Raw genomic sequence first — 20,856 nt, 5'->3', positions numbered from 1 at the left:
ATGAGTGCGTTAAATAAAAAGAGTTTTCTCACCTGGTTGAAAGAGGGTGGGATTTACGTCGTTCTTTTAGTATTGCTGGCCATCATTATTTTCCAGGACCCGACTTTCTTAAGTTTGCTGAATTTAAGTAATATTCTGACCCAGTCCTCGGTGCGTATTATCATCGCGCTCGGGGTTGCCGGACTTATCGTCACTCAGGGGACCGACCTTTCGGCCGGGCGTCAGGTCGGCCTGGCGGCGGTTATCGCCGCCACAATGCTACAGGCGGTGGACAACGCCAACAAAGTGTTCCCGGAAATGGCCACGATGCCGATTCCGCTGGTTATCCTGCTGGTTTGTGCGATCGGCGCGGTGATTGGGCTTATCAACGGTATTATTATTGCCTACCTGAACGTGACGCCATTTATCACCACCCTCGGTACGATGATCATCGTTTACGGTATTAACTCGCTGTATTACGACTTCGTTGGCGCGTCGCCGATTTCCGGCTTTGATAGTCACTTTTCGCAATTTGCCCAAGGGTTCGTAGCGCTGGGCTCGTTCCGTCTGTCGTATATCACCTTCTACGCGCTGATTGCCGTTTTCTTCGTGTGGATCCTGTGGAACAAGACCCGCTTTGGTAAAAACATCTTTGCTATCGGCGGCAACCCGGAAGCAGCGAAGGTCTCCGGGGTGAACGTTGCGCTGAATCTGCTGATGATTTACGCGCTCTCCGGCGTGTTCTACGCGTTCGGCGGGCTGCTGGAGGCCGGGCGCATCGGGTCGGCGACCAACAACCTCGGCTTTATGTATGAACTGGATGCGATTGCCGCGTGCGTGGTCGGCGGAGTCTCGTTCAGCGGCGGCGTCGGCACCGTGTTCGGCGTGGTGACCGGGGTGATTATCTTCACCGTCATTAACTACGGTCTGACCTATATCGGCGTCAACCCGTACTGGCAGTACATTATCAAAGGGGCCATTATTATTTTCGCCGTGGCGCTGGATTCACTGAAGTACGCGCGTAAGAAATAAGAGTAGTGAATGAAGGCAGGCGTCAGTTCAGGCGTCTGCCTTTTGCTTTTTCGGAATGATAATTTGCCGCCTTCCTGCAACCTGAATCAGGTAGGGTATATATCCTCAGTATCCCGATATTCACTCGCGTAATCAGAAAAGTATTCCCGCTCGGTAAGACGCCAGTTTTCACGTTCGCTTATGGCGGCTTCACTTCTCTTTTTTCTGCAGATCCATCAGCTGCTGCGGCGTGACCGCCGGGTAGGACTGGGCGCCGTCCGGGACTTCCTGCAGCGCGGGGATCGGGATGAGCGGACCCAGGAATCGCGGTTCGCGTTTAAAAATATAGAGATCGGCCAGCGCGCCGAAACGAGCGCCAAACTCGCGCAGGCGCACGCTCCACATATCCTTCGGCGACGGCACCGCGTAGCACTGCGCCTGAATACCCATATGCAAAGCAATAAACAGCGCCCGCTCGCAGTGGAAGCGTTGGGTAATGATAATAAAATCATTCGTGTCGAAGACTTTACGGGTGCGAACAATCGAGTCAAGGGTACGGAAACCCGCATAGTCCAGCACGATATCCGCCGGATCGACGCCAGCTTTAATTAAATCGCGGCGCATGGTCATCGGTTCATTATAGCTCTGCAGCGCGTTATCGCCGCTGAGCAGCAGATAGTTCACCTTACCGCTGTTGTAGGCGTTCAGCGCGCCCTGAATTCGGTAGCGATAATATTGGTTGATGACGCCGGTACGATAGTACTTAGCGGTGCCGAGTACCACGCCGACCTGACGATAGGGCAGGTCCTGTAGCTCATCGTAGATATAAGGAGAGGTCTTCCAGCTCATCCAGCGGTCAAGCCCCAGCACGGTTAACAGCAGCAAGCCGAACAGGACTAACAGGCTGTATAACGCACGCTTTAACATGAACCGGGCTCAATAGTGGACGAGGGAAGCTTCAGGCTACTTTACCCGCCGGGCAAGCGCAAGAAACCGTCGTTTAATTGCGGGGATTTTCAACAATGCGGGCCGTTTGGCCCGCAGAATGTGACTAACCTAACAGGACGCGATCGATGTTATGACAGCCCAGCGCCTTCAGCGTCGCGGCGGTTGCGTCCCACTGGATGAGCGCCGCGTCGGCCTTCTCGGCAAGAACAGCGCGCTGGATATCCGGGTAATCGTAACCATTGAGGCTCAGCAGATTCAGCGCGCCCTGCAGTGGCGGCAGCGTCGGGTTATAGGCGGCGTTTTCTGCATAGCTACCGGTGAAAATAGTCCCGTCTTTCAGCTCCAGCGCGACGCCGGAGGGCGAATGGCTGTACGGCATATGGCAGCGGTTGGCTGCCTGAATCGCCGCCTGGGCCAGCGCATCGCCGCTGAGCGGGAAGCCGTGGTTCTGTTCATCCATCAGCAGGGTTTTGATATTCAGATCTTTCGGGCCGAAAGCGTCCGGTAAATAGTGCTGCAGCGAATGGGCTTCGCGGCCAGGAAGATGGATGCGCAGCGCCAGTCCGCTGTTCAGTTCGTTCATAAACTGACGACAGTGGCCGCAGGGGGTGTAGTTCACGGTAATCGCCAGCAGGGATTTTTCGCCGCGCAGCCAGGCATGGCTGATGGCGCTTTGCTCAGCGTGCACGGTCTGCTGCATGGTGGCGCCGAGGAATTCCATATTGCCGCCGAAGTACCAGGTACCGCTGATGCCGCGAGCAATGGCGCCGACGTTAAAGTGGGAGAGGTCGGTACGCGCACAGGCCGCCGCCAGCGGCAGCAGAGCAAAGGCCAGCGCGTCTTCGTCCAGCCCCGTCGCGCTTTGCAGCGCAGCGACCTGATCTGCATTGAGCAGGGCCGGAAAATGCGGGTCGGCCAGCATCGGGGCGATGGCCGCTTGCAGGTCCGCCGCCAGTTGGGGAAGAACAGCTTGAAAACGTGGGTGCATGGCGTTGCCTCATAACAATGTAGTGGGAATCTAGTGTACGGGTGCTTATAGCCGACATATGTGATTAACATCTCATTGTTAATGTAATTCTATCTCGTTGCATTTTAAATTGTGACTCAACTCACAACTATCCGGCTATTGCCAGGATCAGCGGAAACAAAAACGGGGCAACCAGCGAGGTAATAATCCCGCAAAGTACCAGCGCCAGCGAACTGAACGCGCCCTCCTGATAGTCGAGTTCAGCGCAACGGGCGGTACCCAGTGCGTGTGAGGCGGTACCCATCGATAAGCCGCGCGAAGCTTTGGTACGAATGCGCATCACATTCAACAGCGTATGGCCGAAGACCGCGCCGAGAATGCCGACAAAAATAACGCATACCGCGCTGATCGCCGGAATGCCGCCAATGCTGCTGCTCACCGCCATCGCAATCGGGGTCGTGACCGATTTCGGCAAAATAGAGGCGGCAATCTGCGGCGTTGCGCCCATCAGTAAGGCAACGGTGGTACCGGTGACCATCGCCACCACGCTGCCGATAAAGCAGATAGTGATGATTGATTTCCAGCGAGCGCGGATTTGGTGTAGTTGCTCATATAAAGGAAAGGCCAGCGCAACCACCGCCGGCTGCAGCAGATCGTTAAGAATTTTGCTGCCCTGAAAATAGCGCTCGTAGGAGATGCCGGTGATTAGCAAAAAGGGGATCAGCACCACCATGGCCACCAGTAACGGATTAAGCAGCGGAAACTTGAATCGCGCCGCCAGCATGCGGGCGAGGAAAAAGACGATAAGGGTTAGCGGCAGCGACCACCAGATTTCATGGATCATTTTTCACTTCCTTTTTGACCAACCACTTTGCGCTCGCCGTGAACCAGGTGTGAGCTCCAGCTGACTACTAAAAAAACCACCAGCGTGCTTATCGCGCAGGAAACCACTACCGGGCCAAACTGCGCGCGGAGTAAATCCCAATACTGCATAACGCCCACGCCGATAGGCACAAATAGCAGCGCCATATAGCGAATCAGGATATTGCAGCCGGGGTTAACCCACTGCGGCGGCAGGATCTGCAGCGCCAGGAGAAAGAACAAAATCAGCATGCCAATAATACTGCCGGGAATGGCGATCGGCAGGAGTGAAGAGAGAAAAATGCCCGCATACAAGCAGGCGTAGATCAGCACGAAAGCGCGCACATACTGCCAGACAATAATCAGTGATTTACTCATGGTAATAACCCTTGATGAACCGCATTCATCATACAATTAAAGCCAAAAATGTGCTACCGATCACATCATGAATTCTACGCATACCTGCAATAGAGACGGGGAACAGCAAAACGGACGGCTATCAGTGTGTCGATTGCAGCGACAGACAGTGCAGAAATCGGCTCAACGCCAGCGACGGCGCTTCACTTTTTCGCCAGAAAACCCCAACGCTACCTTTTTGTTCAATGCGCGGCAAATTAAGAATCGCCAGCTGGTGCTGGGCCGCATAGCGCTGCGCCAGGCGCAGTGAGAGTATCGACACCATATCGCTACTCTGTAACAGGTTGCTGGTGACGTTCATCGAGGCGGACTCAATGGTGTTCTCCGGCAGCATGACGCCGTTATCCACCAGCGCGTTGTCGATGCTCAGGCGAATCGGTGTGCCGGTGGGCCAGACAATCCAGCGCCACGGAGAGAGGTCAGCCCAGCTTAACTGCGATTTTTGCGCCAGAGGATGATCGGGGCGGGCGACAAAGCAGACCGGCTCGGTGTAGAGCACCCGGTAGCTCAGCGGCAGCTCCAGCGCCCGCCCGCCGACTCGCCCGACCACGACATCAATCACCCCGGCGAGCAGATCGTTAAGCAGCGGCGTCATGACTTTCTCTTCGATATTAAGATGCAGGGTCGGCATCTCTTTAAGCAGTTCGAGGATCGCCTGCGAAACGCAGTCGGTGGCCACCGGTGAACAGCCGATCATCAGACTCCCCACCTGTCCGCCCTGTTTGAAACGCTCGATTTCATACTGCGAACGCGACATATCGTTAATCAGCCGCTGGGCGTGTTGAAGCAGCAGCTTTCCGCCTTCTGTCGGGCGCAGGCCTTTGCTGTGACGTTCAAACAGGGGCATGCCGACTTCATCTTCAAACTGGCTCAGCCATTTGGAGAGCGCCGGCTGAGTAATATTCATCATTTTAGCCACTTGCGTGAGGTTGCCTTGTTCCCCCAGCGCGACCAGCATCTGTAAATGGTGCAGCTTCAGTTTCTGCGTCCAGCCTGCCATCAGCGATAACCTCCAGGTTATGTCTATGCCCGAAATACCATTGTACATTTCATTGCTTGGGTTACAAACTCGCAACATAAAAGAAATAAATACAACATCTTCCCCTACCTGCACTGAGGCATAACGATGACTCAACGACTCGAACTACAGAAACTGCTTAATGCCGCGCCGGTCGGCGCCCGGCAGTGGCGCGTGATTATCTGCTGTTTCCTGGTGGTCATGCTCGACGGTTTCGATACTGCGGCAATTGGTTTTATCGCCCCGGATATTCGTCACCACTGGCAATTAACCGCAGGCGATCTCGCGCCGTTATTTGGCGCAGGATTGCTGGGCTTAACCGCCGGGGCGCTGCTCTGCGGTCCGCTCTCCGACCGCTTTGGCCGTAAACGGGTCATCGAGTTCTGCGTCGCGCTATTCGGCCTGTTTAGCCTGCTTTCCGCGTTTTCCCCTGACCTGGAGACGCTGGTGATCCTGCGCTTCCTGACGGGGCTGGGATTGGGCGGCGCGATGCCTAACACCATTACGATGACTTCGGAATATCTGCCTGCCCGGCGGCGCGGGGCGCTGGTGACCCTGATGTTCTGTGGATTCACCCTCGGCTCGGCATTCGGCGGCGTGGTCAGCGCGCAGCTGGTACCGCTGATTGGCTGGCCCGGTATCCTGGTGCTGGGGGGCGTGCTACCGCTGATGCTCGCGGCGGCGCTAATCCCGCTGCTTCCCGAATCTCCGCGCTGGCAGATCCGTCGTCAGTTGCCACAAGCGATGATTGCCAAAACCGTTGGCGCGATAACCGGCGAACGCTATACCGATACCCATTTCTGGCTTGATGAGCCTGCCGCCGGCGCGAAAGGCAGCATCCGCCAGCTATTTGCCGGGCGTCAGCTGCCCATCACCTTGATGTTGTGGGTCGTGTTCTTTATGAGCCTGCTGATTATCTATCTCCTCTCCAGCTGGATGCCGACGCTGCTTAACCATCGTGGAATTGATTTACAGCATGCTTCCTGGGTGACTGCGGCCTTCCAGATTGGCGGGACCTTTGGCGCACTGCTGCTCGGTGTGCTGATGGACCGTTTCAACCCTTTCCGGGTGCTGGCGCTGAGTTACGCCCTGGGGTCGGTCTGTATCGTCATTATTGGCCTGAGCGAGAACGGTCTGTGGCTGATGGCGCTGGCGATTTTCGGCACCGGTATCGGCATCAGCGGCTCGCAGGTGGGGCTGAATGCTCTGACCGCGACGCTGTATCCCACCCAAAGCCGCGCGACCGGCGTGAGCTGGTCAAACGCGATTGGCCGCTGCGGAGCCATTGTTGGTTCGCTCTCCGGCGGCGTGATGATGGCGATGAATTTCTCTTTTGACACCCTGTTTTTTGTTATCGCAGTACCGGCTGTGGTTAGCGCCGTGATGCTTGTCCTGCTGACGCTTGCCGTTCGCAACCCAACATCTGTACCTGCCGCGCTGCCTTCTGCGGGCATCGTGAATAAATAAGGAGAATGCTCATGTCCCAATCTTCCATGGAAATCAACAACGATCGTCAGAACTACTATCAGCATATTTCCGGGCAAAACCTGACGCCGCTTTGGGAATCGCTGCACCATCTGGTCCCGAAAACGCCGAACCCTACCTGTGCGCCGGCTTACTGGAACTATCAGGAGATTCGTCCGCTGCTGCTGAAAAGCGGCGAGCTGATTGGCGCGAAAGAGGCGATACGCCGCGTACTGGTGCTGGAGAACCCGGCGCTGCGCGGACAGTCATCGATTACTTCATCGCTGTATGCCGGTTTACAGCTGATCATGCCCGGAGAAGTGGCGCCGAGCCACCGTCATAACCAGTCGGCGCTGCGCTTTGTGGTTGAAGGTGAAGGGGCATTTACCGCCGTCGATGGCGAACGCACGCAAATGCGGGCCGGTGACTTTATTCTGACGCCGCAGTGGCGCTGGCACGACCACGGCAACCAGGGCAATGAGCCGGTTATCTGGGTGGATGGCCTCGATCTGCCGCTGGTGAACTATCTGGGCTGCGGTTTCGCGGAAGACTATCCGGAGGATCAGCAGCCGGTGACCCGCAAAGAGGGGGATTATCTGCCGCGCTACGCCGCCAATATGCTGCCGCTGCGCCATCAGGTCGGTAACTCTTCGCCCATCTTTAACTATCGCTACGACCGCAGCCGCGAAGCGCTGCACGATCTGACGCGTATGGGTGATGCCGACGAGTGGGACGGCTATAAGATGCGTTACGTCAACCCGGTCACCGGCGGCTACCCGATGCCATCGATGGGCGCCTTTCTCCAGCTGCTGCCGAAAGGGTTTACCTCGCGAGCGGCAAAAACCACCGATAGCACCATCTATCACGTGGTAGAGGGCAGCGGCCAGGTGACTATCGGCGAGCAGACATTTTCTTTCCAGGCAAAGGATATCTTCGTGGTGCCCACCTGGCACGCCGTCTCTTTTATCTCCGCCGAAGATACCGTGTTATTCAGCTTTTCGGACCGTCCCGTGCAGGAAGCGCTCGGCCTGTTCCGCGAAGCGCGTTATTAAAAAATACGAATAAGGACTCCATCATGACTCAATACGTTTTTGCTCCCCAGGCCCCAATTAGCGTTCCGGTTGTCGGCAGCGATGAGCAGTTTCCGGTACGCCGCGTTTACTGCGTGGGCCGCAACTACGCCGCTCACGCGCGTGAAATGGGCTTTGATCCGGATCGCGAACCACCGTTTTTCTTCTGCAAGCCTGCCGATGCGGTGGTGCCCGTCGCTGCGGGAGAGACGCTGAACCTGCCGTATCCCGCGCAAACCGACAACTATCACTATGAAATTGAGCTGGTGGTGGCGATTGGCAAACGGGGAAGCGATATCCCGCTGGAGCAGGCCCATGGGTATATCTGGGGCTATGCCACCGGTCTGGATATGACCCGCCGCGATCGCCAGATGGAGATGCGCCAGATGGGCCGTCCCTGGGAAATCGGCAAAGCCTTCGATCTCTCCGCGCCGATAGCGCCGCTGCACAAAGCGGATACGGTTGACGTCAACGAGGCGGGAATTTGGCTGCAGGTGAATGGGGAAGATCATCAGCGCAGCGATATTCGCCACCTGATCTGGTCGGTTAATGAAACTATCAGCTATCTTTCCGGCTTCTTTGAGCTGCAGCCCGGTGACCTGATTTTTACCGGGACTCCAGAAGGCGTTGGCGCGGTGGTGAAAGGCGATGTTATCACCGGCAACGTAGATGGACTGACGCCAATCGCCGTGCGCGTGGTGTGAGGTGAATGATGAAGCTGTACAGTTTTTTTAATAGCTCTGCCTCTTACCGCGTGCGCATCGCGCTGGCGCTGAAAGGCATCGACTACCAGAGCGTGGGCGTCAATATCCGCATCGGCCAGCAGAATGCGCTGGAGTACCGGCGGCTGAACCCGGTCGGCCTGGTGCCGACGCTCATTACCGACGAAGGTGAATCTCTCGGCCAGTCGCTGGCGATAGCGGACTGGCTGGATCGGCACTATCCGCAGCCGCTGCTGCTGCCTGAGGAAGACAGCGCGCGCATGCGGGTGCTGGAGATCGTATACGCCATCGCCTGCGATATTCATCCCATTAATAACATGCGCGTTTTACGCTACCTTGGCGACGAGCTTAAGGTGAGCGAAGAGGAGAAAAAACGCTGGTATGCGCACTGGATCCAGCAGGGGTTCAGCGCCGTTGAACAGCTATTGCGCCACGCGAAATCCGGCGATTTTTGCGTGGGCGATGCCCCCACCCTGGCGGACTGCTGTCTGGTGCCGCAGTGGGCCAACGCGCTGAGGATGGGCTGCGATCTCAGCCACTATCCGCGCTGCCAGGCGGTTTATGACGCCTGTACCCGGCTGCCGGCGTTTATCGCCGCCGCGCCGGAAAACCAACAAGATAAGATCCCGGCTTAGGAGGCAACATGGCAAAAGTGATGCGAGCAATCATTGTCGGCGGCGGTATTGGCGGGGCAGCCACGGCGCTTTCGCTGGCGCGCCAGGGTATCAAGGTGATGCTGCTGGAAAAGGCGCATGAAATCGGCGAAATCGGCGCCGGGATCCAGCTTGGCCCAAACGCGTTCTCGGCGCTGGACAGCCTCGGCGTCGGCGAAGTCGCCCGTCAGCGGGCGGTCTTTACCGACCATATCACCATGATGGATGCGGTAAACGGCGAAGAGGTCGTGCACATTGAGACAGGACAGGCGTTCCGCGACCATTTTGGCGGGCCGTATGCGGTGATCCACCGGGTGGATATCCACGCCACCGTCTGGGAGGCGGCGCTGACCCATCCGGCCGTCGAGTATCGTACTTCGACGCAGGTAGTGGATATCCGCCAGACCGCCGATGACGTGACGGTGTTTGATGATAAAGGCAACAGCTGGACGGCGGATATTCTGATCGGCTGCGACGGCGGTAAGTCGGTGGTGCGCCAAAGCCTGCTGGGCGATTCGCCGCGGGTAACCGGCCACGTGGTCTATCGCGCGGTCGTCGATGCCGCCGATATGCCGGACGATTTACGCATCAATGCGCCGGTGCTGTGGGCTGGCCCGCACTGCCACCTGGTGCATTATCCGCTGCGCGGCGGTAAGCAGTACAACCTGGTGGTGACCTTCCATAGTCGGCAGCAGGAAGAGTGGGGCGTGCGCGACGGCAGTAAAGAAGAAGTGCTCTCCTACTTTAAAGGTATCCACCCGCGTCCCCGGCAGATGCTCGATAAACCGACCTCCTGGCGCCGCTGGTCCACCGCCGATCGCGAGCCGGTAGAAAAATGGGGCAACGATCGTATTACGCTGGTCGGCGATGCCGCGCATCCGGTGGCGCAGTATATGGCGCAGGGGGCCTGTATGGCGCTGGAAGATGCGGTGACCCTGGGTAAAGCGCTGGCCCAGTGCGACGGCGACGCCGCCCGCGCTTTCGCGCTGTATGAATCGGTGCGTATTCCGCGTACCGCGCGGATCGTCTGGTCGACGCGTGAAATGGGGCGGGTCTATCACGCTGCCGGGGTTGAGCGCCAGGTGCGCAATCTGCTGTGGAAAGGCAAAACCCAGAGCGAGTTTTATCGCGGCATTGAGTGGCTGTACGGCTGGAAAGAGGATAACTGCCTGCAACCACGTTAAGCGGCCGTGCATTTCCCGGCCCGCAGACAGAGGCGACCTTGTCGCCCGGCTAAGCGCAGCGCAAGCCGGGAAGCAGCAGCGCCGCCGGTAAAACCGATATTCACCCCTTTCAACCCGCATCCAGAGGCGCTACCATAGCGCCTCTTTTTTTCGGGCAATGATAAACAATATGCGTGTACTACTGGCGCCGATGGAAGGCGTGCTCGATTCGCTGGTGCGCGAGCTGCTGACCGAAGTCAATGATTACGATCTCTGCATCACCGAGTTCTTGCGCGTGGTGGATCAGCTCCTGCCGGTAAAATCGTTCTACAAACTGTGCCCGGAACTGCATAACAACAGCCTGACGCCCTCCGGCACCCGCGTGCGCGTGCAGCTGCTCGGGCAGTATCCGCAGTGGCTGGCGGAAAACGCCGTTCGCGCGGTCGAACTCGGTTCCTGGGGGGTTGACCTGAACTGCGGCTGCCCGTCAAAGCTGGTGAACGGCAGCGGCGGCGGGGCAACGCTGCTCAAAGATCCCGAGCTTATCTATCGCGGCGCGAAAGCGATGCGCGAAGCGGTTCCCGACGAACTACCGGTCACGGTAAAAGTTCGGCTTGGCTGGGACAGCGGCGAACGGCGATTTGAAATAGCCGATGCGGTCCAGCAGGCGGGGGCCAGCGAGCTGGTGGTTCACGGCCGCACCAAAGAGGATGGCTATAAAGCGGAGCGCATTGACTGGCAGGCTATTGGCGAAATCCGTCAGCGCCTGACTATCCCGGTGGTGGCCAACGGTGAAATCTGGGACTGGCAAAGCGCTCAGGATTGCCTGGCCGCGACTGGCTGCGACTCGGTAATGATTGGCCGCGGCGCGCTGAACGTGCCGAACTTAAGCCGGGTAATAAAATATAACGAACCGCGTATGCCCTGGCCCCAGGTCGTCGGGCTGCTGCAAAAATATACCCGTCTGGAAAAGCAGGGCGATACCGGCCTTTATCACGTCGCGCGTATCAAACAGTGGTTGAGCTATTTGCGTAAAGAATACCTCGAAGCTTCTGATCTGTTCAGCGCGGTGCGCACTCTACAGGATTCAACCAGTATTGCGCGCACGATTAACGACTGGCGTAGCTAAACTATCTGACCTGCATCACATTTTTTTGCTTGTCCCATTGAGATTACCCGGCGGACAGTGAAATACTCACTACCGATTGTTACTGCTCCGGCAGGCAAAACCTGATTTCCTGGCATCTGTCGGGGTCAGGTTTTTTTGTTTTTGGGGTTCATATGCAAATCGCCAAAGTACTTAATAATAATGTAGTGGTGGTTGTCGATGAGCAGCAGCGCGAACAGGTGGTCATGGGCCGAGGACTTGCCTTTCAAAAACGCGTTGGTGACTCTCTTGATGAAAGTAAAATTGAAAAAGTCTTCGCGCTGCAGAGCGATGAACTGATTGGCCGTTTAGGCGAATTACTCAGTCAGATACCGTTAGAAGTGATGACCACCTGCGATCGGATTATCGATCTGGCGCGCGGTCGTCTCGGTAAGTTACAGGACAGCTTGTACATTACCCTGACCGATCACTGCCACTTTGCGATCGAGCGGCAGAAGAAGGGCCTCGCCATTCGTAATGTGCTGCTGTGGGAAATAAAACGGCTGTATCCTAAGGAGTTTGAGTTAGGGCAGGAAGCGCGGGCGATTATCGCCAAACGGCTTGGCGTTGAACTGGCCGAAGATGAGGCGGGTTTTATTGCCCTGCATCTGGTGACGGCGCAGCTCAACAGCGAAATGCCGGAGGTGATGCACGTTACCCGGGTCATGCAGGAGATTCTGCAGCTGGTGAAATATCAGCTGACCCTTAACTACGACGAAGAGTCGCTGAGCTACCAGCGTTTCGTTACGCATCTTAAGTTTTTCGCCCAGCGTATGCTGACGCGAACGGTGGTCGAAGATGATGATGTGACGCTGCACAGCGCGGTAAAGGATAACTACCCAAAAGCGTGGAAGTGTGCGGAAACCGTCGCCCGGCACCTGCAAAAGAGCTACCAGCGGCCGCTGACGACGGAAGAAATTATGTTTCTCGCCATTCATATTGAACGGGTGAGAAAAGAGGGACGCTAAGCGCCGCTCGGGCCTGGCGCCAGGCTCCCACTCTACAACTGGATTGTTACTGCATTATGCAGGCAAAACCTGAGCGCAACGCTTACACGGCGTTGTTCTCGGGTTTTTTTATTTTTAATACTCAGTTAACGATGCCTGCGGGCAGCGGAAGTAAGGAAAAACAGCATGGAATATAAAGCACTCGCGCAGGATATTCTTAGCCGGGTAGGCGGCAAAGAGAATATTGTGAGTCTGGTTCACTGCGCAACGCGGCTGCGTTTTAAGCTTAAAGATAGCAAGAAGGCGGATGCCGAAGGACTGAAGGCGAATCCTGGCGTCATCATGGTGGTGGAAAGCGGCGGCCAGTTTCAGGTGGTCATCGGTAACCACGTACATGATGTCTGGCTGGCGGTGCGCAGCGAAGCCGGCCTGACGGACGACAGTGAGCCGGTTGCGGTGAAGGGCGAAAAAGTGTCGATTATCGGCCAGATTATCGATGTGGTTTCCGGTATTTTCACCCCGTTTATCGGCGTCCTGGCGGCCTCGGGGATCCTTAAAGGACTGCTGGCGCTGGCTGTCGTTTGCGGCTGGTTAACGACGCAACAGGCGACCTATAAAATCTGGTTTGCCGCCAGCGATGCGCTGTTCTTCTTTTTCCCGTTATTTCTCGGCTACACCGCCGGCAAGAAATTTGGCGGTAACGCCTTTATTACGATGGTGATCGGCGGCGCGTTAACTCATCCGCTGATGATTCAATCTTTCGAAGCCAGTATGGCGCCTGACGCCGCGGCGGAATATTTCCTTGGCATTCCGGTGACCTTTATCAATTACAGCTCGTCGGTCATCCCGATTATCCTCGCCTCGTGGGTGAGCTGCTGGATTGAGCGGCGGAGCAACGCAATACTGCCCTCGTCGATGAAGAACTTCTTTACCCCGGCGATTTGTCTGGCCGTGGTTGTCCCGCTCACGTTTCTGATTATCGGCCCGGTTGCGACCTGGCTGAGCCAGCAGCTGGCCAATGGCTATCTGCTTATCTATCAGGTTGCGCCCTGGCTTGCCGGGGCGGCGATGGGCGCGCTGTGGCAGGTGTGCGTCATCTTCGGTTTACACTGGGGCCTGATACCGTTGATGATTAACAACCTTACCGTGCTTGGCCATGATTCGATGATGCCGATGCTGTTGCCGGCGGTAATGGGTCAGGTTGGCGCCGCGCTGGGGATTTTCCTGCGCACTCGCGATGCCCGGCAAAAAGTGCTGGCGGGCTCGGCGGTATCCGCCGGGATCTTCGGCGTGACCGAGCCGGCGATTTATGGGCTGAATTTGCCGCTCCGCCGTCCCTTTATCTTCGGCTGCGTCGCTGGCGCTATAGGCGGCGCGATTGTCGGCTTCAGCGACAGCCACGTTTATTCTTTCGGTTTCGGTAACATTTTCACCCTGGCGCAGATGATCCCGCCGCAGGGCATTGACGCCACGGTGTGGGGCGGCGCGCTGGGAACGATTAGCGCATTAATCATCGCCTGCGTGCTCACGTTAGTCGCCGGGCTGCCGCGCAGCGCCGCCGAACAGGCGGCCGTTGTCGTGGCCCCGGCCTCGGAAAACGATATTCTGGCGCCGATGACCGGCAGCGTGCTGGCGCTCGATCAGGTTCCCGATAGCACCTTCGCCAGCGGTTTACTTGGCCAGGGTGTGGCGATTATCCCTTCCGTAGGCAAAGTTATTGCACCGTTCTCGGGGGAAGTCGCCTCGATTTTCCAGACGAAACATGCTATCGGCCTGCTGAGCGATAGCGGAATTGAACTGCTTATCCATGTGGGTATCGACACCGTCAAGCTCGAAGGCGCGCCGTTCACCGCCCATGTTAAAGAGGGCGACAAAATTAAAGCGGGCGATCTGCTGCTGGAGTTTGACCGTCAGGCGATTCTGAACGCCGGTTACGATCTGGCGACGCCCATTATTATCAGCAACAGCGACGATTACCGTGCTCTCGACATTGTTTCCGCCAGCGCGGTGGATGCCGGTCAGCCGCTGTTGTCCGTAAGCCGTTAATCACAGGAGAGAGATGAATGAAGACATTCCCACAGGCGTTTTTATGGGGCGGCGCGACCGCGGCAAACCAGGTCGAAGGCGCTTATCTGGAAGAGGGGAAAGGATTAACCACTTCTGACGTCCAACCGCGCGGCGTATTTGGCGATGTGGTAGAACGCGTACCTGGCGATAGCGGCATAAAAGACGTCGCCATCGATTTCTATCATCGCTACCCGGAAGATATCAGCCTCTTTGCCGAAATGGGTTTTAACTGCCTGCGCGTATCGATTGCCTGGGCGCGTATTTTCCCTGAGGGCGACGAAACGCAGCCAAACGAAGCCGGACTGGCCTTTTACGACAAGTTGTTTGACGAAATGGCGAAGCATAATATCACTCCGCTGGTGACGCTGTCGCACTATGAGATGCCGTGGGCGCTGGTGAAAAACTACGGCGGCTGGGGCAATCGCAAAGTGATTGGCTTCTTCGAACGCTATGCCCGCACGGTGTTTGAGCGCTACAAGACGAAGGTCAAACTATGGCTGACCTTCAATGAAATCAATATGTCCCTGCACGCGCCGATGACCGGCGTTGGTCTGCCGGCTGACAGCAGCAAAGCGGACGTCTACCAGGCCATTCACCATCAGCTGGTGGCGAGCGCGCTGGCGGTTAAAGCCTGCCATGACATCGTGCCTGAGGGAAAAATCGGCAATATGCTGCTCGGCGGCCTGATGTATCCGCTGAGCTGCAAACCGGACGATATTTTTGAAACGCTGCAGCAGAACCGCAGCTGGCAGTTCTTTGGCGATGTCCAGTGCCGCGGCGCTTATCCGGGCTATATGCTGCGCTATTTCCGCGACAACGGCATTAGCCTTGAGATCACCGATGCCGATCGCGAAGCCCTGAAAGAGACCGTCGATTTTATCTCTTTTAGCTACTATATGACCGGCTGCGTGACCGCCGACGAAGAGCTGAACAAAAAATCGCGCGGCAATATTCTCAGCATGGTGCCAAACCCGCATCTGGCAAGTTCGGAGTGGGGCTGGCAGATTGATCCGCTCGGTCTGCGCACGCTACTGAACGTGCTGTGGGATCGCTATCAGAAGCCGCTGTTTATCGTGGAAAACGGTCTCGGCGCGAAAGATAAAGTGGAAGCTGACGGCAGCATCAACGACGATTACCGGATCAGCTACCTTAACGACCATCTGGTGCAGGTTCGTGAGGCAATTGAGGACGGCGTTGAGGTGATGGGCTACACCAGCTGGGGACCTATCGACCTGGTGAGTGCTTCGAAAGCGGAGATGTCCAAACGCTATGGCTTTATCTACGTCGATCGCGATGATGAAGGCAACGGCACCCTGGCGCGCAGCCGCAAGAAGAGCTTCTGGTGGTATAAAGAGGTGATTGCCACTAACGGCGGCAGCTTAAAAGAGTAATGCCCTGAGCACGAAAGTAACATCATCCATATGGCCCGGATAACCTCCGGGCCATTTTGCGTATTACGCCGGCTTGCGCGCGCGCAGCAGAAAAATCATCGGCCGCTCTTTTTCTTCATCCAGCGCTGGCTGGGCGGCAATCTGCTCCGCCGTTGGCCCCCATTCATCCAGATGCTCGATGATAAAACCGGCGGCCACCAGCAGGTTTATCCAGGTGGACAGCTTGCGGTGCTGCTTCTTCACCCCGTCGGCAAACCAGTTGCTGATACGTTCGCCCTCCTGCTGGTAGTGGCTCACCGGCCAGCGCTTCTGTCCGTTCTCATCTTCCAGCCAGCTCTGCTGCGGCGGGGCGGTATAGATGGGATGCTCGGCGGAGAACAGCAGCGTACCGCCGGGCGTCAGCGCCTGGTAAACGGTAGCGAACAGCGGCGCCACGTCGGGCAGATAGTGTAGCGCCAGCGAGCTATAGACCAGCTCGCAGCTATTTGCGGGCAGGGTCAGGTTCTCCAGGTTTTCACAGCGGTAGCGGATACCTTCGCCGCGGGTCATTTCGCGGGCGCGCTCCAGCATCCGGCTGGAGAGATCCAGTCCCTCGACCTGCGCGGCGCCCCGATCGCGGGCCCAGCGGCAAAACCAACCGTAACCGCAGCCAAGATCGACGACGCGTAAACCGGATAACGGCGGAAGCATTTGCTGTATGGTTGGCCACTCAGGCGCGCCTTCCAGCCCCTTAACTGAACGGTCGAGGGTGGCGTATCCGGCAAAAAAAGCGGGATCGTCATAGATGTTCTGACTCATTTTCACTCCATGAGAAGTTTATTTTTAGCCTGCTAATAGTTACGGCACACGCTTTACTAAACGGCTATGATGCAATTAGCTTAATATACCCGACCTTATTTAATCATCTGACCGATTTCATGAACCTGACTTTGAGCAAACGCGCGTTGGCTGGCCTGCCACTGGCCATCGCGCTGGCGGGCTGCGCGCCATCGCACGATATTGGCAATCCGCTCCAGCAACAAACCCCGGCATCCCACGTCTCAATGGAACTGCCCGCCGCCGTGAAAAACGGCTGGCCGCAAAGCAACTGGTGGCAGGATTATCATGACCCTCAGCTCAATAGCCTGATTCAGCGTGCCTTAGCCAATGCGCCGGACATGCAGATTGCCGGGCAGCGCATCAAACTGGCGGAAGCGCAGGCGCGGATGTCGCAATCCACCCTGGGACCGAATCTGGATTTTTCCGCCGATATTGAACGGCAGAAAATGTCTTCCGAGGGGCTGATGGGACCGTTTGCCACCGATACCGACGGCAATACCGGGCCGTGGTACACCAACGGTACCTTCGGGCTGACCGCCGGATGGGACCTGGATCTGTGGGGTAAAAACCGCGCGCTGTTACAAGCGCGAATCGGTGAAGTCAAAGCCCAGGTCGCTGAAGAAGCCCAGACCCGTGAACTGCTGGCCAGCAGCGTCGCCCGCCTTTACTGGCAGTGGCAGACCGAGGCGGCCATTAAAAACGTGCTGACGCAGATGAAACGCGAACAGAATAACGTCGTTACCGTGGATACTGCGCTGTATCAACGCGGGATCACCAACTCGGCCGAAGGGGCGGAGAACGACATTAACGTCAGTAAAACCGATCAGCAGCTTGCCGACGTTGCCGGCAGTATGAAAGAGATTGAAGCGCGGCTGATGGCGCTGACCAACAATCAGAGCCAGGCGCTGAATCTGCATCCGGCGGATTTGCCTGCCGTCAGCGCGCAAATGCCCAATGAGCTGGGCTATGAGCTGCTGGCGCGACGTCCTGATCTGCAGGTCGCCCACTGGTATATCGAAGCTTCCTTAAGCGAAATTGATGCCGCGAAAGCCGCGTTTTATCCGGATATCAACCTGATGGCCTTCCTGCAACAGGATGCTCTGCATCTCAGCGATCTGTTCCGCCACTCTGCCCAGCAGATGGGCGTCACTGCCGGGCTGACCCTGCCGATCTTTGATAGCGGTCGGCTGAACGCGAATCTGGATATCGCCAGCGCGCAAAATGGCCTGTCGATAGCGAAGTACAACAAAGCGGTGGTCGATGCGGTTAATCAGGTGGCGAAAACCGCCAGCCAGGTTGAGACGCTGATGGCGAAAAATCAGCAGCAGCAGCAGGTTGAAAAGGATGCTCAGCGGATGGTCGCTCTGGCGCAGGCGCGGATGAATGCCGGGATTATTTCCGGTTCGCGCGTCAGCCTGGCGAAGCTGCCCGCTTTGCAGGAGCGCATTACCGCTCTGCGTCTGCGCGGCCAGTGGCTTGATGCCAGCATCCAGCTAACCTCCGCGCTGGGCGGCGGGTATCATCAGGCGGCGAAGTAGTTCGGTTTCCCCGTCTTGCGCTGCGCTTAGCCGGGCTGCAGATCGCATGGTCTGTGGATCTGTCGCCCGGATAAGGTGTTGATGCCGCCATCCGGGCACTCTCATCACTCTTTCTTCTTTGCCTCGCGGCGCTTTAGCCACCAGTGCGCCGCAACCACCAGCACCACCGCCAGAATCAGCCAGATCCAGTGTTTCAAATGCGCGTCCAGATGGTGCAGCCACGGGCCTATCGCTTCGCCGCCGAGATAGCCGAGCGTGGTAAAAATTAACGCCCAGATAATCGCGCCGAGAATATTCAGCGGCAGAAACACCTTCGGTGGCAGTCGACTGGCGCCAATCAGCAGCGGGCCGATAACCCGGAAGCCGTACATAAAGCGGGTGCCGATGACAAACAGGTAGGGGCGACGCTGGATCATGCGCTGGGCTTTCTGGATCCGCTTCTTCTGCCGGGAAAACCGGCGCAGGATGCGTCCGCCAAAGCGTCTGCCGAGCAAATAAAGCAATTGATCGCCAATCATTCCCCCGAGGGCGACCGAGATAACCACCAGCCAGAACTTCAATAATCCCTGATGTGCCGCCACGCCGCCGAGCAGCGTGATGGTTTCGCCTTCCGCCATGCTGCCAATGACCAGCGCCGCGTAGCCGTACTGGGTAATCAGGTTATTGATATCCATATAAAGATAAACTCCATAAAACGTCAGTCCCTTAATCATACACCCTGATGATAAAAATGCCGGGGAAGCGCATTTTTCTTGCTGTACACAAAATAATCTACAAGGTGAATTATACTTGGATTAGTGCTGTACCACGCCGTGACAAGGGGGACGCTATGAACCATGTCTGGGGGCTCTTCTCGCATCCTAATCAAGAGATGAGCGTTATTAAAAGCGAAAACGAAACCGTTTCGCATCACTACACGCACCATGTGCTGGTTATGGCAGCGGTTCCGGTTATTTGCGCCTTTATCGGCACCACGCAGCTGGGCTGGAACTTCGGCGACGGCACGGTGATAAAACTGTCGTTGATGACCGGCCTGGCGCTGGCGGTGCTGTTTTATGCCGTGATGCTCGCCGGGGTCGCGGTGATGGGGCGGGTTATCTGGTGGATGGCACGAAGCTATCCGCAGCGGCCTTCCCTTAAACGCTGTATGGTTTTCGCCGGCTATGTCGCCACGCCGCTATTCCTGAGCGGGATCGTGGCACTCTATCCGCTGGTGTGGCTGTGCGCGCTGGTGGGAACCGTCGCGCTGCTCTATACCGGCTATCTGCTGTATCTCGGGATCCCGACTTTCCTTGGCATCAATAAAGAAGAGGGGCTAAGTTTCGCCAGCTCGACCCTGGCGATTGGCGTGCTGGTGCTGGAAGTGCTGCTCGCCATCACCGTGATCCTCTGGGGCTACGGCTATCGACTCTTCTGATTAACTCATTGCCGGCATAAATAGTTTTTTATGTCGGCAATGCAGCATTTGTTCACGATTCTTATTAGCCAGCGCGCGTTCTGAAAGGGTATGATGATTTTTGCCAGCGGTGTTATCCCCAGCGCCGCGGCGTACGTTCATAACGTGCAAAAATACTTTTCAGAATGTTCACGATGACCAAATTTCGAGTTTCTTTGCTCAGCCTGACGTTGCTGCTGGCTGTGCCTTTTGCGCCCCAGGCGATGGCTAAATCCCCCGCGGCGGTGTCCGCTTCCCAGCCGGATATTGCGTCCGGCAGCGCGATGATCGTCGACCTTGCCAGCAAAAAGATCATCTATGCCAGCCAGCCGGATCTGGTTCGTCCGATGGCGTCGATCACCAAGGTGATGACCGCGATGGTGGTGCTGGATGCCCATCTGCCGCTTGATGAGATGCTGACCGTTGATATCAGCCAGACGCCTGAAATGAAAGGGATCTATTCACGCGTTCGCCTGAACAGCCAAATCAGCCGCCGCAATATGCTGCTGCTGGCGCTCATGTCGTCGGAAAACCGCGCCGCTGCCAGCCTGGCGCACCATTATCCCGGCGGCTATAACGCCTTTATTCGCGCGATGAACGCCAAAGCGCAGGCGCTGGGAATGACCCGCACCCGCTACGTTGAGCCCACTGGCCTGTCGATTCATAACGTTTCCACCGCGCGCGATCTGACTAAGCTGCTGATCGCCAGCGAGCAGTATCCGCTGATTGGCCAGCTGAGCACCACCAAGGAAGATATGGCGACTTTCGCCCATCCCGCCTACACGCTGCCGTTCCGTAACACCAATCATCTGGTCTATCGGGATAACTGGAATATTCAGCTGACTAAAACCGGTTTTACTAATGCTGCGGGCCACTGCCTGATTATGCGTACGGTGATTAATCAGCGCCCGGTAGCGCTGGTGGTGATGGATGCTTTTGGCAAATATACCCACTTTGCCGATGCCAGTCGTCTGAGAACGTGGATTGAAACCGGGAAGGTGATGCCGGTTCCGGCTTCCGCGCTCAGCTATAAAAAACAGCGCGAAGCGCAGATGGCCGATACGATGCTGAAAGGCGGCGCGCAGACCGCGCAGAACGATTAACCCCCATTTCCCCGGATTACGGCGTAAACGCCTTATCCGGGCTACAGAACCGCGCTGAACCGTAGCCCGATGTGATGGACACCTCCCCCTTACGGCATCAAAGTGCCAGACTGAGGTGTACCTACAGTTAACTGGA

The 20,856-nt window shown here is 56.9% G+C and carries 19 protein-coding genes and 1 pseudogene; 13 read left to right on the top strand and 7 right to left on the bottom strand.

The window, feature by feature from the left end; all coding sequences use genetic code 11:
- Positions 1 to 1,011 (top strand): galactose/methyl galactoside ABC transporter permease MglC, encoded by a 1,011-nt coding sequence (gene mglC, locus ABLV11_RS13575; RefSeq protein ID WP_004103885.1) that lies wholly within the window; start codon positions 1 to 3, stop codon positions 1,009 to 1,011.
- A gap of 189 nt (positions 1,012 to 1,200) precedes the next feature.
- On the opposite strand, the gene sanA is transcribed toward mglC, so the two are convergent.
- The 5 genes from sanA to ABLV11_RS13550 form a co-directional block, all read right to left on the bottom strand.
- Complete coding sequence (gene sanA / locus ABLV11_RS13570; protein WP_004103884.1) at positions 1,201 to 1,917, bottom strand: outer membrane permeability protein SanA; 717 nt, start codon at positions 1,915 to 1,917, stop codon at positions 1,201 to 1,203.
- Positions 1,918 to 2,041: 124 nt separating this feature from the next.
- Entirely contained in the window at positions 2,042 to 2,926 is an 885-nt protein-coding gene (gene cdd / locus ABLV11_RS13565; protein ID WP_004103882.1) for a cytidine deaminase, read from the bottom strand.
- Between the two features lie 127 nt (positions 2,927 to 3,053).
- Complete coding sequence (locus ABLV11_RS13560; protein ID WP_004103877.1) at positions 3,054 to 3,749, bottom strand: CidB/LrgB family autolysis modulator; 696 nt, start codon at positions 3,747 to 3,749, stop codon at positions 3,054 to 3,056.
- Positions 3,746 to 4,144 carry a CidA/LrgA family protein gene (locus tag ABLV11_RS13555; RefSeq protein ID WP_004103875.1) on the bottom strand — a complete coding sequence of 133 codons (399 nt, stop codon included), beginning with the start codon at positions 4,142 to 4,144 and terminating at the stop codon, positions 3,746 to 3,748. The genes ABLV11_RS13560 and ABLV11_RS13555 overlap by 4 nt, the downstream gene beginning before the upstream one ends.
- Positions 4,145 to 4,265: 121 nt before the next feature.
- A complete protein-coding gene (locus tag ABLV11_RS13550; RefSeq protein ID WP_004103873.1) occupies positions 4,266 to 5,183 on the bottom strand; it encodes a LysR substrate-binding domain-containing protein in 918 nt (305 codons plus the stop codon).
- Positions 5,184 to 5,309: 126 nt separating this feature from the next.
- Here ABLV11_RS13550 and ABLV11_RS13545 point away from each other — a divergent pair, with 126 nt between their 5' ends.
- The 9 genes and pseudogenes from ABLV11_RS13545 to ascB all read left to right on the top strand — a co-directional run bounded on the left by ABLV11_RS13545 (position 5,310) and on the right by ascB (position 15,825).
- A complete protein-coding gene (locus tag ABLV11_RS13545; protein WP_126489351.1) occupies positions 5,310 to 6,668 on the top strand; it encodes an aromatic acid/H+ symport family MFS transporter in 1,359 nt (452 codons plus the stop codon).
- Between the two features lie 11 nt (positions 6,669 to 6,679).
- A complete protein-coding gene (gtdA, locus tag ABLV11_RS13540; protein ID WP_105890547.1) occupies positions 6,680 to 7,717 on the top strand; it encodes a gentisate 1,2-dioxygenase in 1,038 nt (345 codons plus the stop codon).
- A 23-nt stretch (positions 7,718 to 7,740) separates the two neighbouring features.
- Complete coding sequence (locus ABLV11_RS13535) at positions 7,741 to 8,439, top strand: fumarylacetoacetate hydrolase family protein (RefSeq protein WP_163529993.1); 699 nt, start codon at positions 7,741 to 7,743, stop codon at positions 8,437 to 8,439.
- Positions 8,440 to 8,447: 8 nt separating this feature from the next.
- Positions 8,448 to 9,092 (top strand): maleylacetoacetate isomerase, encoded by a 645-nt coding sequence (maiA, locus tag ABLV11_RS13530; RefSeq protein WP_016809257.1) that lies wholly within the window; start codon positions 8,448 to 8,450, stop codon positions 9,090 to 9,092.
- Positions 9,093 to 9,100: 8 nt separating this feature from the next.
- Positions 9,101 to 10,294: a 3-hydroxybenzoate 6-monooxygenase gene (locus ABLV11_RS13525; protein ID WP_004103863.1), complete on the top strand. Its 1,194-nt coding sequence runs from the start codon at positions 9,101 to 9,103 to the stop codon at positions 10,292 to 10,294.
- A gap of 169 nt (positions 10,295 to 10,463) precedes the next feature.
- Entirely contained in the window at positions 10,464 to 11,402 is a 939-nt protein-coding gene (gene dusC, locus ABLV11_RS13520; RefSeq protein ID WP_233678722.1) for a tRNA dihydrouridine(16) synthase DusC, read from the top strand.
- Positions 11,403 to 11,554: 152 nt separating this feature from the next.
- Positions 11,555 to 12,388 (top strand): transcriptional antiterminator BglG, encoded by an 834-nt coding sequence (gene bglG / locus ABLV11_RS13515; protein WP_004103859.1) that lies wholly within the window; start codon positions 11,555 to 11,557, stop codon positions 12,386 to 12,388.
- Positions 12,389 to 12,441: 53 nt separating this feature from the next.
- Positions 12,442 to 14,413, top strand: a pseudogene (gene bglF / locus ABLV11_RS13510) (PTS beta-glucoside transporter subunit IIABC).
- Positions 14,414 to 14,430: 17 nt separating this feature from the next.
- Positions 14,431 to 15,825 (top strand): 6-phospho-beta-glucosidase, encoded by a 1,395-nt coding sequence (ascB, locus tag ABLV11_RS13505; RefSeq protein WP_004103857.1) that lies wholly within the window; start codon positions 14,431 to 14,433, stop codon positions 15,823 to 15,825.
- Positions 15,826 to 15,888: 63 nt separating this feature from the next.
- Here ascB and ABLV11_RS13500 read toward each other — a convergent pair whose 3' ends face one another.
- Entirely contained in the window at positions 15,889 to 16,623 is a 735-nt protein-coding gene (locus ABLV11_RS13500) for a class I SAM-dependent methyltransferase (RefSeq protein WP_016809253.1), read from the bottom strand.
- 119 nt (positions 16,624 to 16,742) lie between these two features.
- Here ABLV11_RS13500 and mdtQ point away from each other — a divergent pair, with 119 nt between their 5' ends.
- Positions 16,743 to 18,182: a multidrug resistance outer membrane protein MdtQ gene (gene mdtQ / locus ABLV11_RS13495; protein ID WP_024274489.1), complete on the top strand. Its 1,440-nt coding sequence runs from the start codon at positions 16,743 to 16,745 to the stop codon at positions 18,180 to 18,182.
- 104 nt (positions 18,183 to 18,286) lie between these two features.
- Here mdtQ and ABLV11_RS13490 read toward each other — a convergent pair whose 3' ends face one another.
- A complete protein-coding gene (locus ABLV11_RS13490; protein WP_004103851.1) occupies positions 18,287 to 18,856 on the bottom strand; it encodes a DedA family protein in 570 nt (189 codons plus the stop codon).
- Between the two features lie 155 nt (positions 18,857 to 19,011).
- Here ABLV11_RS13490 and ABLV11_RS13485 point away from each other — a divergent pair, with 155 nt between their 5' ends.
- Positions 19,012 to 19,599, top strand: coding sequence for a Yip1 family protein (locus ABLV11_RS13485; RefSeq protein WP_004103850.1), 588 nt, complete (start codon positions 19,012 to 19,014; stop codon positions 19,597 to 19,599).
- A 173-nt stretch (positions 19,600 to 19,772) separates the two neighbouring features.
- A complete protein-coding gene (gene pbpG, locus ABLV11_RS13480) occupies positions 19,773 to 20,720 on the top strand; it encodes a D-alanyl-D-alanine endopeptidase (protein WP_134882904.1) in 948 nt (315 codons plus the stop codon).
- Positions 20,721 to 20,856 lie beyond the last annotated feature (136 nt).

The organism is Klebsiella sp. GW_Kp181 (genome assembly GCF_040062315.1).
Classification (GTDB): Bacteria; Pseudomonadota; Gammaproteobacteria; order Enterobacterales; family Enterobacteriaceae; genus Klebsiella; species Klebsiella oxytoca.
The sequence above is the reverse complement of the archived record's forward strand: the minus strand, read 5'-3'. Positions and strand labels throughout refer to the sequence as shown.

What these genes read in the sequence shown, in the direction of transcription:
- mglC (WP_004103885.1), top strand. Translation starts at nt 1, where the DNA reads ATGAGTGCGTTAAATAAAAAGAGTTTTCTCACCTGGTTGAAAGAGGGT.
- sanA (WP_004103884.1), bottom strand. Translation starts at nt 1,917, where the DNA reads ATGTTAAAGCGTGCGTTATACAGCCTGTTAGTCCTGTTCGGCTTGCTG.
- cdd (WP_004103882.1), bottom strand. Translation starts at nt 2,926, where the DNA reads ATGCACCCACGTTTTCAAGCTGTTCTTCCCCAACTGGCGGCGGACCTG.
- ABLV11_RS13560 (WP_004103877.1), bottom strand. Translation starts at nt 3,749, where the DNA reads ATGATCCATGAAATCTGGTGGTCGCTGCCGCTAACCCTTATCGTCTTT.
- ABLV11_RS13555 (WP_004103875.1), bottom strand. Translation starts at nt 4,144, where the DNA reads ATGAGTAAATCACTGATTATTGTCTGGCAGTATGTGCGCGCTTTCGTG.
- ABLV11_RS13550 (WP_004103873.1), bottom strand. Translation starts at nt 5,183, where the DNA reads ATGGCAGGCTGGACGCAGAAACTGAAGCTGCACCATTTACAGATGCTG.
- ABLV11_RS13545 (WP_126489351.1), top strand. Translation starts at nt 5,310, where the DNA reads ATGACTCAACGACTCGAACTACAGAAACTGCTTAATGCCGCGCCGGTC.
- gtdA (WP_105890547.1), top strand. Translation starts at nt 6,680, where the DNA reads ATGTCCCAATCTTCCATGGAAATCAACAACGATCGTCAGAACTACTAT.
- ABLV11_RS13535 (WP_163529993.1), top strand. Translation starts at nt 7,741, where the DNA reads ATGACTCAATACGTTTTTGCTCCCCAGGCCCCAATTAGCGTTCCGGTT.
- maiA (WP_016809257.1), top strand. Translation starts at nt 8,448, where the DNA reads ATGAAGCTGTACAGTTTTTTTAATAGCTCTGCCTCTTACCGCGTGCGC.
- ABLV11_RS13525 (WP_004103863.1), top strand. Translation starts at nt 9,101, where the DNA reads ATGGCAAAAGTGATGCGAGCAATCATTGTCGGCGGCGGTATTGGCGGG.
- dusC (WP_233678722.1), top strand. Translation starts at nt 10,464, where the DNA reads ATGCGTGTACTACTGGCGCCGATGGAAGGCGTGCTCGATTCGCTGGTG.
- bglG (WP_004103859.1), top strand. Translation starts at nt 11,555, where the DNA reads ATGCAAATCGCCAAAGTACTTAATAATAATGTAGTGGTGGTTGTCGAT.
- ascB (WP_004103857.1), top strand. Translation starts at nt 14,431, where the DNA reads ATGAAGACATTCCCACAGGCGTTTTTATGGGGCGGCGCGACCGCGGCA.
- ABLV11_RS13500 (WP_016809253.1), bottom strand. Translation starts at nt 16,623, where the DNA reads ATGAGTCAGAACATCTATGACGATCCCGCTTTTTTTGCCGGATACGCC.
- mdtQ (WP_024274489.1), top strand. Translation starts at nt 16,743, where the DNA reads ATGAACCTGACTTTGAGCAAACGCGCGTTGGCTGGCCTGCCACTGGCC.
- ABLV11_RS13490 (WP_004103851.1), bottom strand. Translation starts at nt 18,856, where the DNA reads ATGGATATCAATAACCTGATTACCCAGTACGGCTACGCGGCGCTGGTC.
- ABLV11_RS13485 (WP_004103850.1), top strand. Translation starts at nt 19,012, where the DNA reads ATGAACCATGTCTGGGGGCTCTTCTCGCATCCTAATCAAGAGATGAGC.
- pbpG (WP_134882904.1), top strand. Translation starts at nt 19,773, where the DNA reads ATGACCAAATTTCGAGTTTCTTTGCTCAGCCTGACGTTGCTGCTGGCT.